Genomic DNA, 12,544 nt, shown 5'->3' with positions numbered 1-12,544 from the left:
TCGGGGGTGACGGTGACGTCGCCCCTTTTCGTAGCGTCGACCCTACCACTCGCGCGGCTACGGGGGAATCGACTACGTCGCCGTAGAAGAGTCCCCGAGATTCCAGAAGCTCAAGCGTACCCAGCGATCGTTCATCTTTCCCATGGCCGCGCTATTTCTGATCTGGTACTTCGTGTATGTGCTCCTCGGCGCCTATGCGACGGAATTCATGGGGCAGCGAGTCTGGGGTGACATCACTGTCGGACTCCTTCTCGGTCTCGCTCAATTCGTGACCACATTCTCGACGGCTGCGGCGCCTGCAGCCGAGAACAACCCGATCCTCAACATCGCGATATTCGCGGCTTTCGTTGCTGTCACGCTCTTCATCGTCATTCGCGCAAGCCGCAACAATAAGACAGCGGCTGATTATTACGCGGCTGGTCGCTCGTTCACCGGTCCGCAGAACGGATTCGCGATCGCGGGAGATTACCTCTCTGCGGCGTCGTTCCTCGGTATCTGCGGTGCTATCGCCGTCAACGGATACGACGGCTTCCTGTATTCAATCGGCTTCCTGGTCGCGTGGCTCGTGGCGCTCCTGCTGGTCGCCGAACTCATGCGCAACACAGGCAAGTTCACCATGGCCGATGTGCTCTCCTTCCGGCTCAAGCAGCGCCCGGTGCGATTGGCTGCGGCCATCACCACGCTGGCTGTGTGCTTCTTCTACCTGCTCGCACAGATGGCGGGAGCCGGGGGACTGGTCTCACTGCTCATGGGAATCGATGGTCGGATCGGACAATCGATCGTGATCGCCGTCGTCGGCATCCTGATGATCATCTACGTGCTGGTCGGCGGCATGAAGGGCACCACCTGGGTGCAGATCGTGAAGGCGTTCCTGCTCATCGCCGGTGCCGTCGTGATGACGATCTGGGTACTGGCGATCAACGGCTTCAATCTCAACACTCTGCTCGAAGCCGCCGTCGCAGCGTCTCCCGAGGGCGATGCTGTTCTCGCTCCCGGCCTGCAGTACGGCGCCAACCCGTTGGACTTCGTCTCGCTGGGACTCGCGCTCGTCCTCGGTACCGCGGGCCTCCCGCACGTGCTGATGCGGTTCTACACGGTCCCCACGGCCAAAGAGGCACGACGGTCGGTGGTCTGGGCCATCTGGCTGATCGGCGGCTTCTACCTGCTGACGCTGGTTCTCGGTTACGGCGCGGGCGCGCTGGTCGGACCGGAGGTCATCAGGGAGGCGCCCGGCGGTGTGAACTCCGCGGCACCGCTGCTGGCGCAGTACCTCGGCGGGCCGCTGCTGCTCGGGCTCATCTCGGCGGTCGCCTTCGCGACGATCCTCGCGGTGGTCGCGGGTCTCACCATCACGGCGGCAGCATCCTTTGCTCATGACATCTATGCGAATGTCATCCAGAAGGGCCGCAAGAAGCCAGACGGTTCACCAGTCGATCCCGACCCGCAGGCCGAGGTGAAGGTGGCCAGACGCACGGTCGTCGTCATCGGCATCCTGGCGATTGTCGGTGGTATCGGCGCACAGGGGCAGAACATCGCATTCCTGGTTGCGCTCGCCTTCGCCGTCGCCGCATCCGCGAACCTGCCGACCATCCTGTACTCGCTGTTCTGGCGTCGGTTCAACACCCGGGGCGCGCTGTGGAGCATGTACGGCGGTCTCGGCTCGGCGATCATCCTCATCGTGCTCTCGCCGGTGTTCTCCGGATCGGAGACGGCGATGATCCCGTCGATCGACATCGCGATCTGGCCGTTGAACAACCCTGGAATCGTGTCGATCCCGCTCGGGTTCCTGCTCGGATGGCTCGGTACGATCACCAGTCGCACGGCAGAGTCCCGTCAGCTGGCAGCAGAGATGGAGGTGCGTTCGCTGACCGGATTCGGTGCGGAGAAGGCGACCGAGCACTGACTGCCGTCGACGCAGCTCGCTGCTAGCGCGAATCCTCGGCCGCACTCGGTCGGGGGTTCGCGCCGTCTAGTTCTTCTCGAGGTCGAGGAGGTACCGCTTGTATTCGGGATGTGCGCCGTACTGACCGACCGTGCCGTCTGCCCGGACCACGCGGTGCACCGGCACGATGATCGAGAACGGAGTGAGTCGACATGCGGTGCCGACGGCCCGCGCGGCTCCGGCACGACCGGCGAGAACCGCGATCTCTCCGTAGCTGGCGGTCTCGCCCCAGCCGATCTTCGTGATCTGCTCGAGAGCGTCTCGATGGAACCCCTTGGTCAGTCGCCAGTCGAGCCGCACGTGCTCGTCGAAGCGCACGGGCTTGCCGGCAAAATAGCCGTCGAGCAGGTGAGCCAGCTCGTCTGCGGCACCCGGGTCGGGTACGGGGGGCTCGTGCAACCGCGTCGAGATGCTCTCGAGCAGCCACGGAACCGATGGGTCGGATGCCTCCGACAGGTCGAAGTTGACGATCCCCTCGTCGGAGAAGACCACCAGTGCATCCCCGAAAGGGGTGGGGGCGAAGTCATAGCGGAAGGTCATGACCCCATCTTGAACCCTGCGGAAGACACGAGAACCTCGATATCGCGCGAGTGGGGGAGAAGCGGTCGATCCACTCCAGTGGTGGAGGAAAAGTGGCTCATTCCGGTGAAACCCGCCCAGGATACAGGGTCTGCGGCGGTGTGGAGCTTAGTCTGTCGTATGTGTGGCGACGTGAAGACAAGGCCGCGAGCGCCGCGGCAGCGGATGCCGCGATGACGATCGGCGATCAATCAGACGACGCGACCGCCGTCGCGGTCGCGCATATCGCCGACGCCGAGCGCACGCGTCTGCGGGCAGAGGCAGCTGACCTGGGTGGACAGTCCCCCCTGACCACGTACCGTGACACCGTCGAAGGCGGCATCGACATCTCCAAGGCTCACCCGGGGAGCCTGCCGCAGTTCATCACCGGAAAGTCGACGCTGCTGTCGAACCTGTTCCGTGACGAGGTCGGACTGCGCACTGCGCGCCTGGCGGCCGAACGCATCACCGCGAAGAACACCGAGCTTCGCACCGTCCGCGGCATCGACGCCGTGCATCTCTCCGTCGGCATCTCCGGATGGCGCATCGGCGGCGCTGACTTCGCAGCTCCGGTCCTCCTCCGTCCGCTGGCGATCCGTCGGCACCACACCGACTACGAGCTGAAGCTGCAGGGCGCCTTCGTGGTCAACCCCGCGCTCGTCCGAATCGCACGCGAGCACTTCGGCATCACGATCGACGCAGAAGCACTGGCATCCCTCGCCTATGACGGGGGAATCTTCAAGCCTCAGCCCGTGATCGACCGACTGCGAGCGGCGACCCAGTCGATCGATACCTTCACCGTGCTGCCGCGTCTGGTGGTTTCGACGTTCGCTGACGTGGGCGCAAACATGTCGCGCGACAGCCGCACGCTGGATCATCAGCTGCTCAATGCGCTCGCAGGTCACGTCGATGACCGCGAACAGGTCACCGCGCCGCGACCGCAGCCGCATGTCACCAGCCCTGATGAGCGTGCTCCCGCATCGGACACGCTGCTGCTCGATGCCGATGCTGAGCAGGAGTCCGTGCTCAGCCGCATCTCTGCCGGGCACTCGCTGGTTGTCGCGACGCTCCCGGGCACCGGCGGCACCCAGACCGTGATCAACGCTCTGGGCGAGTTGGTCCGCGCGGGCAAGCGGGTGCTCGTCGTCTCGGCCAGGCGCTCCACGCTCGATGGCGTCCGCCATCGCCTGAGCAGCATCGGGCTCGACAGCCTCGCGGTCTCACCAGGCAGCATCCGTCGTGATCTCGTGCGCGCCATCGGCCGCAACGAGAAGGCCACCGCCCCGAAGGCCGGCGACGTCGACGACGCTCTCGTGCGCCTGCGCAACGTGCTGCTCGACTACCGCAAGGCGCTCTCGACTCCGATCGATGGGCTGGATGCCACGATCCTCGACGCGACGCGGCACCTGACTCGTCTCGCATCTCTTCCCACCCCGCCGTCGACCACCGCGCGACTGAACGCCGACACGTTACGCAGGCTCGCCGGTGGCCGCGCAGATGCTGCCGCAGCGCTGGTGCAGGCGGCGCGACTGGGCGAGTTCCGCTTCGGCCCGGATGATTCGCCCTGGTACGGCGTGAACTTCCGCAGCACCCAGGATGCTCGTGCGGCCCACGAACTCGCCGGCAGGCTGCACGCCACGGATGTTCCTGACGTTCTCGAACGTGGCTACGCGCTGATCTCGCAGACGCGGATGCGTCCGTTCGCCACGATCGACGAGCTCGGCGAGTACCTGCGTCTGCTCGAGGGAATTCGCGACTCGCTGGACCGCTTCAGCCCGACCGTCTTCGAGCGTCCGCTGGGCGAGCTGATCCAGGCGCACGGATCGCGCCGCGACGCCCCCACCATGTCGGGCGCGAACCGCCGCAGGCTGCGCAAGCTCGCCAAGGAGTACGTGCGTCCAGGCGTCCACATCACAGAGATGCACGAGGCGCTGCTGCGCATCCAGCAGCAGCGCACGCAGTGGCAGCGCTTCGTCGACGCCGGCGTTGCACCCGAGATTCCGCTCGGGCTCGGTGACGTGTACGCGTCGTGGGAGCGCGTGACCGCGGAGCTTTCCGAGCTGGACGCCGCGCTTGGCCGTCGGGAGCCGCTGGCGACTCTGCAGGTAGAGCGGCTCGTGCGCACTCTTGCAGGGCTCGCTGCGCAGTCCGACGTCTTCGACAACCTCGTCGAGCGCGCCACGATCCGCGACAAGCTGGCCACCCTCGGCCTTGAGCCGCTGCTGGCAGAACTGTCGGTGCGGCACGTCTCAGATGACGAAGTCGCCGATGAGCTGGAGTTCGCCTGGTGGCAGTCGCTGCTCGAGCGGGTGCTGCAGGATGACCGCGCGCTGCTCGGTGCCAACACCGCAGTGGTCGATCGTCTCGAGCGTGATTTTCGTCTCGTCGATGAGGCGCACGCGTCGATGGCCGGACCTCTGCTCTCGTGGCAGCTCGCCAACCAGTGGCGTATCGCGATCGTCGACGAACCGACCGAGTCGCAGAACCTCCGCCGTGCGCTCACGCAGGGCACTCCGACGACCGCCGAGATCGTGTCGGCGGCACCGACTCTCATGAATGTCCTCGCGCCGGCATGGATCGCCTCGCCGTATCTGGTCCCCGAGATCCCGGACTCGGTCGAGTTCGACACCGTGCTCCTGGCAGATGCCGCCGCGATCAACCTCGCCGAAGCGGCCCCGGCCATCCGGCGCGCGCGTCAGGTCATCGCTTTCGGCGATCCCGTCACGCAGCGCCCAACGCCGTTCGATCTGGCAGTCGACGCCGGAGAGGACTGGGAGAACGAAGTCCCCTTCGACGATGTCTCGGTCTTCGAGCGCCTCGCGGAGCTGCTGCCGGTCATGACGCTCACGCGCAGCTATCGCGCCGGTGGCGAGGATCTCGCCGAGCTCATCAACGACGCGTTCTATGGCGGCGAGATCGTCTCTCTGCCGTGGGCTGGTTCCTACCTCGGACGCGGCAGCCTCACCGTCGACTATGTCGAGGGCGGAGTGGGCGCACCGAACCCGATCTCGGGAGCGGTGGAGAGCCCGGATGCCGAAGTCGCCCGTGTAGTGACGCTCGTGGTCGAGCACGCCGTGCACCGCCCCTCCGAGTCGCTCATGGTGATCACGGCCAGCGCGCGTCACGCGGAGCGCGTGCGCGCCGCGGTGACGACAGCCTTCGCCGGACGATCGGATGTCGCCGACTTCGTCGGCCGCGACACTGCAGAGCCGTTCGCCGTGCTCACCCTGGAAGAGTCAGCCGCTGAGAGCCGCGATCGGGTGATCTTCTCGCTCGGATACGGCCTGACCAAGCACGGCAGGGTGCTCAGTGATTTCGGAGACCTCTCCACGCCTGATGGTGAACGGCTGCTCACAGTCGGCATGACCCGTGCGCGCCGATCGATGGTGATCGTGTCCTCCATCCGCCCTTCGTCCTTCGATGACGGACGGCTCGCGCACGGCGCATCCACTCTCATGTCGATTCTCGGCGGCCTCGCCTCCCGTGGGCGTGAGTCCCGTCTGGAAGACCTCGCCGACCCGCTGACGCTGGCTCTGGCCAGAGAGCTTCGCCGGCTCGGAGCATCCGTCGATGTCGATTATCGCGGGCTGCTCCCGCTGGTAGCTCAGTACGACGGCAAGGCCGTCGTCATCGAATCCGATTCCGAAACGCTGGGGGAGTCGCTGCGTGAGTCGCTGCGACTGCGTCCGCACGCGCTGCGCCGCCTGGGCTGGCACTATGTGCGAGTGCATGCTTTCGACCTGTACAGCGATCCGGTGACCGCGGCATCCCGCATTGCGGCCGTTCTCGGCATCGCCCCCGATGCGGTGCGCGCCGAAACCGACACGCAGCCGATCGACCTGCCAGATGTCTGAGCAAGGCGACACGCAACCCGAACGGCAGAAGATCGTCCGGGTTGCGGGAAGCCGCCGTGCCCGGCTGACGCCTGTTGCGGGGACCGATCCCTCGCCGGAGGTGCCGCCGAAGAGCGAACGCCGGACGCCGCACGGCGCGAAGGGCCCCAACGACGATGAGCTGTTCCGTGACGTTCCACCGCACTACTGAGGCGCACAGCGAAAGAGGGCGGTCGGCGCGGAATTCCGCGCGAACCGCCCTCTCGGCGTTTCAGCTGGGCGAACTCAGGCGCCTGTGCCTGCGTTCTTGCGCAGCAGGTCGCGGATCTCGATGAGCAGATCCTGCTCGCTCGGCAGGGTCTCCTCTTCGACGGCTGGGTTCTTCGCCGCCAGACGCTCCTTGTACCTGTTCATCGGCAGGACGAACACGAAGTACACCACGAGTGCGACAGCGATGAAGCTGATGATCGCCGAGATCAGGTCACCCAGCGGGAAAGTCACCGGGTTGCCATAGATGTTCGTCAGCGTCGGACCAAAATTGCCGGCAGCATCCGCTTCGAAGAAAAGCGCCACAATCGGGTTGATGACGCTGGAGACGACTGCGTTGACGATTGCCGTGAAGGCTCCGCCGATGACCACGGCGACAGCCAGATCGATGACGTTGCCCTGTGCGATGAATTCTTTGAAACCCTTGAACATTGGGTACCCCCAGGTCGTGTCAGGCCTCAGGTAGAGGCCGGAGCAGCCGCAGGCGCTGGGTTAGTGCCCGTCGACTTGTCCGTCTTCGATGATGCCGAGGAACTGTTCGCATTCCCAGCGCCACTCCGCGAATCGGTCCGATAGAATCCCGAGCCGTTGAAGGTCACCCCGATCGATCCGTACTGCTTGCGTAGCGTGCCGCCGCACTCGGGGCAGGTGGTCAGCGCGTCATCGGAAAAGGACTGGACGGCGTCGAAGGCGTGGTCGCACGAGGTGCAGGCATAGGCATAGGTAGGCATCGTGATCTCAGTGGTTCAGTGTCGCGCGGGCGACAGGTGGATGGTGCGAACAGGAGTGACGATGCCGGTTATCGGCTGATCGTGCAGCTCGCGGGGAAGGGACTCGAGGACTTCGGAATCGAAGGTCACGGCGTAGACGGGCGGAGCGGCACTCATCGATGCGATGGTCTTGTCGAAGTAGCCGCGGCCCCAACCGAGGCGGGTGCCGCGAGTATCCACTGCAGCCGCCGGGATGATCATGAGGTCGACGTTCTCGAGAGCGGTCGGGTCGAGCGGTTCACCGCTCGGCTCTGACAGTCCGAACCGGCCTTCTCTGAAGTCACCGGCTTCGTCAGCGACCGCCCAGTCGAGAAGCCCGTCTGTGCGCGTGATCGGAAGAAGAACGCGGATGCCGCGGCGCACCGCGCCCGCGATGAAGGAGCGCGTGCCGGGTTCGGTCGGCGTCGACACGAAACACGAGATGGTCCGCGCGCCGCGGGCGGCAACGAGCGCATCGAGCTGTGTAGTAAGACCGGATGCCGCGGCGCCACGCTCGTGCGCCGAGAGTGCGAGTCGGCGGTCACGGAGCTCGCTGCGCAATGCGCGCTTGGCCCGTATGACCTCATCCGACATACGGCGATTCTACGTGGCAGCACCGTCGAGACGGCGCACTATGCTGGCCGCATGGGAAAGCACTCGATGAAAGCAGTCATTCCAGCGGCGGGGCTCGGCACGAGGTTCCTTCCCGCGACGAAGGCCATGCCCAAGGAGATGCTGCCCGTTGTCGACAAGCCGGCGATTCAGTACGTCGTAGAAGAGGCGGCAGCGGCAGGCATCGACGACATTCTCGTGATCATCGGCCGCAACAAGAACATGATCTCCAACCACTTCGACTCGGTGCCAGAGCTCGAAGTGAAGCTCACTGAGAAAGGCGACATGAAGCGCCTTGAGCGAGTGATGAAGTCGAGCGACCTCGCAGACATCCACTACCTCCGTCAGGGGGAGCCGAAGGGCCTCGGACACGCAGTGCTGCGTGCAAAGGCACACGTCGGCGACAGCCCCTTCGTCGTCATGCTCGGTGATGACCTGATCGATGAGCGCGACCCGCTGATCACGACGATGATGGCCGAGCACGAGCGCACCGGCGCGACAGTGGTCGCGCTCATGGAAGTCGACCCCTCGCAGATCCACCTCTACGGCGCCGCGGCGATCGAGGCGACCGATGATGACGACATCGTGCGAGTCACGGGCCTCGTCGAGAAGCCTGCGCAGGAAGACGCTCCCTCCAATCTCGCGATCATCGGACGCTATGTGCTGCCCGCTTCGGTCTTCCCGATCCTCGAGCGCACCGAGCCCGGCAAGGGCGGCGAGATCCAGCTGACGGACGCGCTGCAGGAGCTCGCAGCCGAGTCCGATGGCCCGGGCGTGACCGGCGTAATCTTCCGCGGTCGGCGCTATGACACCGGGGACCGGGTCGACTACATCAAGGCGATCGTTCAGCTCGCCACCGATCGCGACGACCTCGGCAGCGATCTGCGTCCGTGGCTGAAGGACTTCGCCGCGAGCCTGTAGGCCGCCCGGCTGTGAGGAATCGATGGACCTGCTGCAAGGGCACCGTCATGGACCGGTTGAGCTGAGGCTCATCCGGACCAGAGACGCACGGGTGCTGCAGCAGGAGCTGCTCGCCAATCGGTCGTGGTTGCAGCGCTGGGAAGCCACGATCCCTGGCGGGATCGCTTCTTTCGATATGCGACTGAGTATTCGTCGCCTGCTGCAGCAGTACCGTGATGGGGGCGGCTACCCCTTCGTGATGCTGCACGACGGCCAGATCGCCGGGCAGCTCAACGTGTGGGGCGTCGCCAGAGGCTCGCTCAACTCAGCGACCATCGGATACTGGGTCAGCGAGCGCTTCGCGGGGCTGGGGATAACTCCGGCAGCGGTAGCGATGGCCACAGACGCCTGCTTCACCGAGTATGGGCTGCACAGGATGGAGATCTGCATCCGTCCTGAGAACGCGGCAAGTCTCCGCGTGGTGCAGAAGCTCGGATTCCGTTACGAGGGGTACCGGCGACGGTTCATTCACATCGACGGCGATTGGCGCGATCACTACGCGTTCGCGTTGACGCGTGAGGATGCGCCCGAGGGCGTACTGGCGCGCTGGGTGAGCGGACGTGCACCGCAGGATGCCGCCGCCATCCCCCCATCCGACCGCCTTTCGATCTGAATTTCTGCACAGTCGGGGAGCGACACGCGTCACGACTGAGGCGCGCGAGCCGTGCTGTCGCATACCGTTGAGGCTATGAATGGGCCGGTGCTGAGTGGGGGCGTGATCGTCCTCGTCGCGGTACTGCTGTGGATGCTGTACCTGCTGCCGTCTTGGCGTGGCCGCTACCAGTACAACGCCGCGGAGCGAAACGCCGTGCGCTTGAACCAGGCGCTGCGTGTTCTCGCCGAGACGAGTGAGACTCCTGATGAGGTTCGACTCGAACTCAACGCCCGCACCGCACACGCCCAGCAGAGGCTCGCCAAGCGTTTGCAGGCCGAGAGGGAATCCGCAGAACTCGAGACTCTTCGCGCCGAATTGGCAGCGACTCGCGCTGACCCTGTGGTCCGTCAGGCCAGGGTGAGGCGCCGCGTTCGCGTCACGGCGACAGTCATGCTGGTAGCAGGGCTCGCGGTAGCGGCATTCGGCGTATGGCAGCTGGTCGTCAGCGGTGCGCAGCTCATGATCTGGATCGGAGGCGCGCTGGCGCTCATCGCCGCCGCAACGCTGCAGAAGATGGCCTCTGTTGCGAACCGTGCCGCACGCCGACCTGTTGTCCACAGCGTCGAAGAGAAGACGTCGCGAGTGTCTCCTCCGCTGCACGATCAGGGTCGTGCGACGTCGTGGACGCCTCGTCCGCTGCCCGCACCCATGGCGACGGTGAGCGGTTCGCTGGCGCAGAACGCTCGCGCGGAGATCGAGGAGCAGCAGGAGCTGCGCCGTGCGGCCCGCGTCGCCGAGCTCCGTGCCCGTGCGGCGCAGATGGCTCCACCGGAACCGGTGGCAATCCCCGTGGCATCTCCCGCGCCGGCTGTTGCAGAGAGCAACTCGCCGTACTCCCGGATGGGTTTCGTCGATGACGCGGAGATCGAAGATCACGTTCGGCATCTGCTTGAGCGTCGTGCTGCCGGATGACCCGTTCCTCGGCGCAGCACGCCTTTCGAGCGTGATAATCTAGCTGAGGTTCATGGGCCTATGGCGCAGTTGGTAGCGCGCCTCGTTCGCATCGAGGAGGTCAGGGGTTCGAATCCCCTTAGGTCCACCAAAAGATTTACCTCGAACCGACACAGTTCGTTCTCCCGTTGGGAGTCGTGGTGCGAGATGGACTCCTTCTGACCGTAGCGCTCACGCACCGTGGTGGGCAGCGAATCTAATCGCCACCCACCACGGTGCGTGAGGCTGTGATCGGTCAGCTGCGTTCCAGCTCTGCCTCCAAGGCGTCAACCGGAGCATCGACCAGTGCGAGTTCGTCCGCTTCGACCTCGTCGACCGGTAGTCGTCGCGGTGCGAAGAGGGCGCATACGAAGGCGGCGAGGCTCAGGGTTGCGCTGATCAGGAACACCGACACCACTCCAGCGGTGGTGTAGACGGGGACTCCCTCGATGATCTCGACGCCGAAGCTATTCATGGCTGCTCCAGCGATCTGCGTGGAGAGCGCGACGACCACTCCGGAGATGGCCCCCATCATGCCGGCGGTTGCCGCACGAACCTTCATCGGGGACGACGCCATGAGCTGGTATCCAGCGGCGCCCCAGGCCATCGCCTGGATGCCGAAGAGTCCGTAACCGAGCATGGACATCCATGCCTCGGATCGCCCGAAAGCGAGAACGAGAGCGCCAGCCAAGCTGAACAACGGTCCTACGGTCAGGAAGATCCATGGGCCGGTGCGCTTCATCGCGAAACCCACCGCGAAGCCGACCGCGACGATGAGTATCGCGTACGGGGCCATGTAGAACGCGAGAGTGGTCACATCGATGCCAAAACCGTAAGAGCCACCGGTGAGCTCGCGCGAGGTCTGGAGGAAAGTGGGCAGATAGGAAGCCGTGACCGTGCCGGATGCCTGGGAGAACGAGTAGACGAGGATCACGGTGAGGAGTGGGCGAGTCGCGAGGAGCTTGGTATTGATGAACGGCTCCCGCACTCGTCCTTCGTAGAACGACCAGGCGATCAGGAGGGCGAGTCCTCCACCGATCGTGCCGATGCTCCGGATGTCGGTCCAGCCCCAGCCTTGCACCTCCGTGACGCCCAGCATGAGCAGGAGGAGACCGGCGGCAAGCCAAACGGCCCCGAGGAGGTCGATCCGGGCGGGGTTTCGCACCGAAGTCTCGGGGATGAGAGCGATCACGCCCACCGATCCGACGACCCCGATGGCAGCCAGGAACCAGAAGACCGAGCTGACGCCGAAGTTGTCGATGAGCAGTCCCGCGATGAACGGACCGATGACCGCGACGGCGCCGATTCCATTGCTGGTGAGGGCGATCCCGATGCTCCGCATGTGGTTCGGAAACACGTCACGGATAAGCGCGATGGAGATGGGGAGGAAAGCGATGCTGACCGCGGACAGAGCCCGTCCGATGAGCAGGATCGTCCAGGTGGGTGCGATGGCAGAGACGACTGCTCCCACAAGAGCGATCGCGGCCGTGATCAGCAGCACCCGTTTCTTGCCGAAGCGATCACCGAGCTTGCCGACGATCGGCGTAGCGATCGCGCCGACGAGGCTGAAGATGGTGAGGGACCAGCCGATCTGTGTCGTTTCGTACTTGACCGCAAACTGCGGCAGCGCGGGGGAGACGAGCAGGAAGCCCAGTCCTGTCTGCTCCGTGAGCACGATCAGAAAGACGAGCCCGGCGTACCAGCGACCTCGTCCAGCGGGTTTCTCCACTGCGGTGATTCCGCGAGAAGTGTTCAAGGTGACTCCTTTGTCACAGTGCGGCGATGCCGCTCGGTTGGATGTTGACGGTTCCTCAACGGGGGAGTGAGTTCGCCGGGGCGGCATCGTTGCCTCCCTTCGGCCTCCGCGGTCCACAGATATGGAGGTCTGGTCAGACTTCCGTCTGTCTGTGCAACTGCAGGATCACCCCGGTGTTGACAACGTAGTGATCATATGGACGCAGTGTCAATAGTGAATTGGGTGCGCTCGCCGAACGGCCGAGGGGTGCAGTCCAGTTGGCCGCTGCGCGACTACTGGATT

11 protein-coding genes and 1 tRNA gene are annotated in these 12,544 nt (G+C 65.0%); 7 read left to right on the top strand and 5 right to left on the bottom strand.

Going from position 1 to position 12,544, the window contains the following annotated elements; translation table 11 throughout:
- The first annotated feature begins 67 nt into the window (after positions 1-67).
- A complete protein-coding gene (locus ACTU6V_RS13665) occupies positions 68-1,903 on the top strand; it encodes a monocarboxylic acid transporter (RefSeq protein WP_443475899.1) in 1,836 nt (611 codons plus the stop codon).
- Positions 1,904-1,969: 66 nt separating this feature from the next.
- On the opposite strand, the gene ACTU6V_RS13660 is transcribed toward ACTU6V_RS13665, so the two are convergent.
- Positions 1,970-2,482, bottom strand: coding sequence for a methylated-DNA--[protein]-cysteine S-methyltransferase (locus ACTU6V_RS13660; RefSeq protein ID WP_443475862.1), 513 nt, complete (start codon positions 2,480-2,482; stop codon positions 1,970-1,972).
- Between the two features lie 212 nt (positions 2,483-2,694).
- On the opposite strand from ACTU6V_RS13660, the gene ACTU6V_RS13655 reads away from it, so the two are divergent.
- Together ACTU6V_RS13655 and ACTU6V_RS13650 are read left to right on the top strand one after the other, a co-directional pair.
- Positions 2,695-6,354 (top strand): AAA family ATPase, encoded by a 3,660-nt coding sequence (locus tag ACTU6V_RS13655; RefSeq protein WP_443475898.1) that lies wholly within the window; start codon positions 2,695-2,697, stop codon positions 6,352-6,354.
- Positions 6,347-6,544 (top strand): hypothetical protein, encoded by a 198-nt coding sequence (locus ACTU6V_RS13650; protein ID WP_443469080.1) that lies wholly within the window; start codon positions 6,347-6,349, stop codon positions 6,542-6,544. Before ACTU6V_RS13655 ends, ACTU6V_RS13650 begins: the two co-directional genes overlap by 8 nt.
- Before the next feature lie 74 nt (positions 6,545-6,618).
- On the opposite strand, the gene mscL is transcribed toward ACTU6V_RS13650, so the two are convergent.
- The 3 genes from mscL to ACTU6V_RS13635 are packed head-to-tail and all read right to left on the bottom strand — an operon-like array spanning position 6,619 to position 7,943.
- The gene (mscL, locus tag ACTU6V_RS13645; RefSeq protein WP_443469079.1) at positions 6,619-7,032 is read right to left on the bottom strand and encodes a large conductance mechanosensitive channel protein MscL; all 414 of its coding nucleotides are present in this window, start codon (positions 7,030-7,032) and stop codon (positions 6,619-6,621) included.
- 26 nt (positions 7,033-7,058) lie between these two features.
- Positions 7,059-7,331 carry an FmdB family zinc ribbon protein gene (locus tag ACTU6V_RS13640; RefSeq protein WP_443469078.1) on the bottom strand — a complete coding sequence of 91 codons (273 nt, stop codon included), beginning with the start codon at positions 7,329-7,331 and terminating at the stop codon, positions 7,059-7,061.
- 15 nt (positions 7,332-7,346) lie between these two features.
- Complete coding sequence (locus ACTU6V_RS13635) at positions 7,347-7,943, bottom strand: 5-formyltetrahydrofolate cyclo-ligase (protein WP_443475861.1); 597 nt, start codon at positions 7,941-7,943, stop codon at positions 7,347-7,349.
- Between the two features lie 51 nt (positions 7,944-7,994).
- Here ACTU6V_RS13635 and galU point away from each other — a divergent pair, with 51 nt between their 5' ends.
- The 4 genes from galU (at position 7,995) to ACTU6V_RS13615 (ending at position 10,618) form a co-directional block, all read left to right on the top strand.
- On the top strand, positions 7,995-8,882 hold the full coding sequence (gene galU / locus ACTU6V_RS13630) for a UTP--glucose-1-phosphate uridylyltransferase GalU (protein WP_443469076.1): 888 nt from the start codon (positions 7,995-7,997) through the stop codon (positions 8,880-8,882).
- Positions 8,883-8,904: 22 nt separating this feature from the next.
- Positions 8,905-9,534: a GNAT family N-acetyltransferase gene (locus ACTU6V_RS13625; RefSeq protein WP_443469075.1), complete on the top strand. Its 630-nt coding sequence runs from the start codon at positions 8,905-8,907 to the stop codon at positions 9,532-9,534.
- A gap of 75 nt (positions 9,535-9,609) precedes the next feature.
- On the top strand, positions 9,610-10,488 hold the full coding sequence (locus ACTU6V_RS13620; RefSeq protein WP_443469074.1) for a hypothetical protein: 879 nt from the start codon (positions 9,610-9,612) through the stop codon (positions 10,486-10,488).
- A 54-nt stretch (positions 10,489-10,542) separates the two neighbouring features.
- Positions 10,543-10,618: transfer RNA gene (locus ACTU6V_RS13615), tRNA-Ala, on the top strand.
- Between the two features lie 144 nt (positions 10,619-10,762).
- Here ACTU6V_RS13615 and ACTU6V_RS13610 read toward each other — a convergent pair.
- Complete coding sequence (locus tag ACTU6V_RS13610; RefSeq protein WP_443469073.1) at positions 10,763-12,262, bottom strand: MFS transporter; 1,500 nt, start codon at positions 12,260-12,262, stop codon at positions 10,763-10,765.
- Between the last annotated feature and the right edge of the window lie 282 nt (positions 12,263-12,544).

The sequence above is a fragment of the Microbacterium zouquanmingi genome, from assembly GCF_052266675.1.
GTDB lineage: Bacteria > Actinomycetota > Actinomycetes > Actinomycetales > Microbacteriaceae > Microbacterium.
Note: the sequence above shows the minus strand (reverse complement) of the source record. Positions and strands in the feature narration are given on the sequence as shown.

What these genes read in the sequence shown, in the direction of transcription:
- ACTU6V_RS13620 (WP_443469074.1), top strand. Translation starts at nt 9,610, where the DNA reads ATGAATGGGCCGGTGCTGAGTGGGGGCGTGATCGTCCTCGTCGCGGTA.
- mscL (WP_443469079.1), bottom strand. Translation starts at nt 7,032, where the DNA reads ATGTTCAAGGGTTTCAAAGAATTCATCGCACAGGGCAACGTCATCGAT.
- ACTU6V_RS13640 (WP_443469078.1), bottom strand. Translation starts at nt 7,331, where the DNA reads ATGCCTACCTATGCCTATGCCTGCACCTCGTGCGACCACGCCTTCGAC.
- galU (WP_443469076.1), top strand. Translation starts at nt 7,995, where the DNA reads ATGGGAAAGCACTCGATGAAAGCAGTCATTCCAGCGGCGGGGCTCGGC.
- ACTU6V_RS13655 (WP_443475898.1), top strand. Translation starts at nt 2,695, where the DNA reads ATGACGATCGGCGATCAATCAGACGACGCGACCGCCGTCGCGGTCGCG.
- ACTU6V_RS13660 (WP_443475862.1), bottom strand. Translation starts at nt 2,482, where the DNA reads ATGACCTTCCGCTATGACTTCGCCCCCACCCCTTTCGGGGATGCACTG.
- ACTU6V_RS13650 (WP_443469080.1), top strand. Translation starts at nt 6,347, where the DNA reads ATGTCTGAGCAAGGCGACACGCAACCCGAACGGCAGAAGATCGTCCGG.
- ACTU6V_RS13625 (WP_443469075.1), top strand. Translation starts at nt 8,905, where the DNA reads ATGGACCTGCTGCAAGGGCACCGTCATGGACCGGTTGAGCTGAGGCTC.
- ACTU6V_RS13635 (WP_443475861.1), bottom strand. Translation starts at nt 7,943, where the DNA reads ATGTCGGATGAGGTCATACGGGCCAAGCGCGCATTGCGCAGCGAGCTC.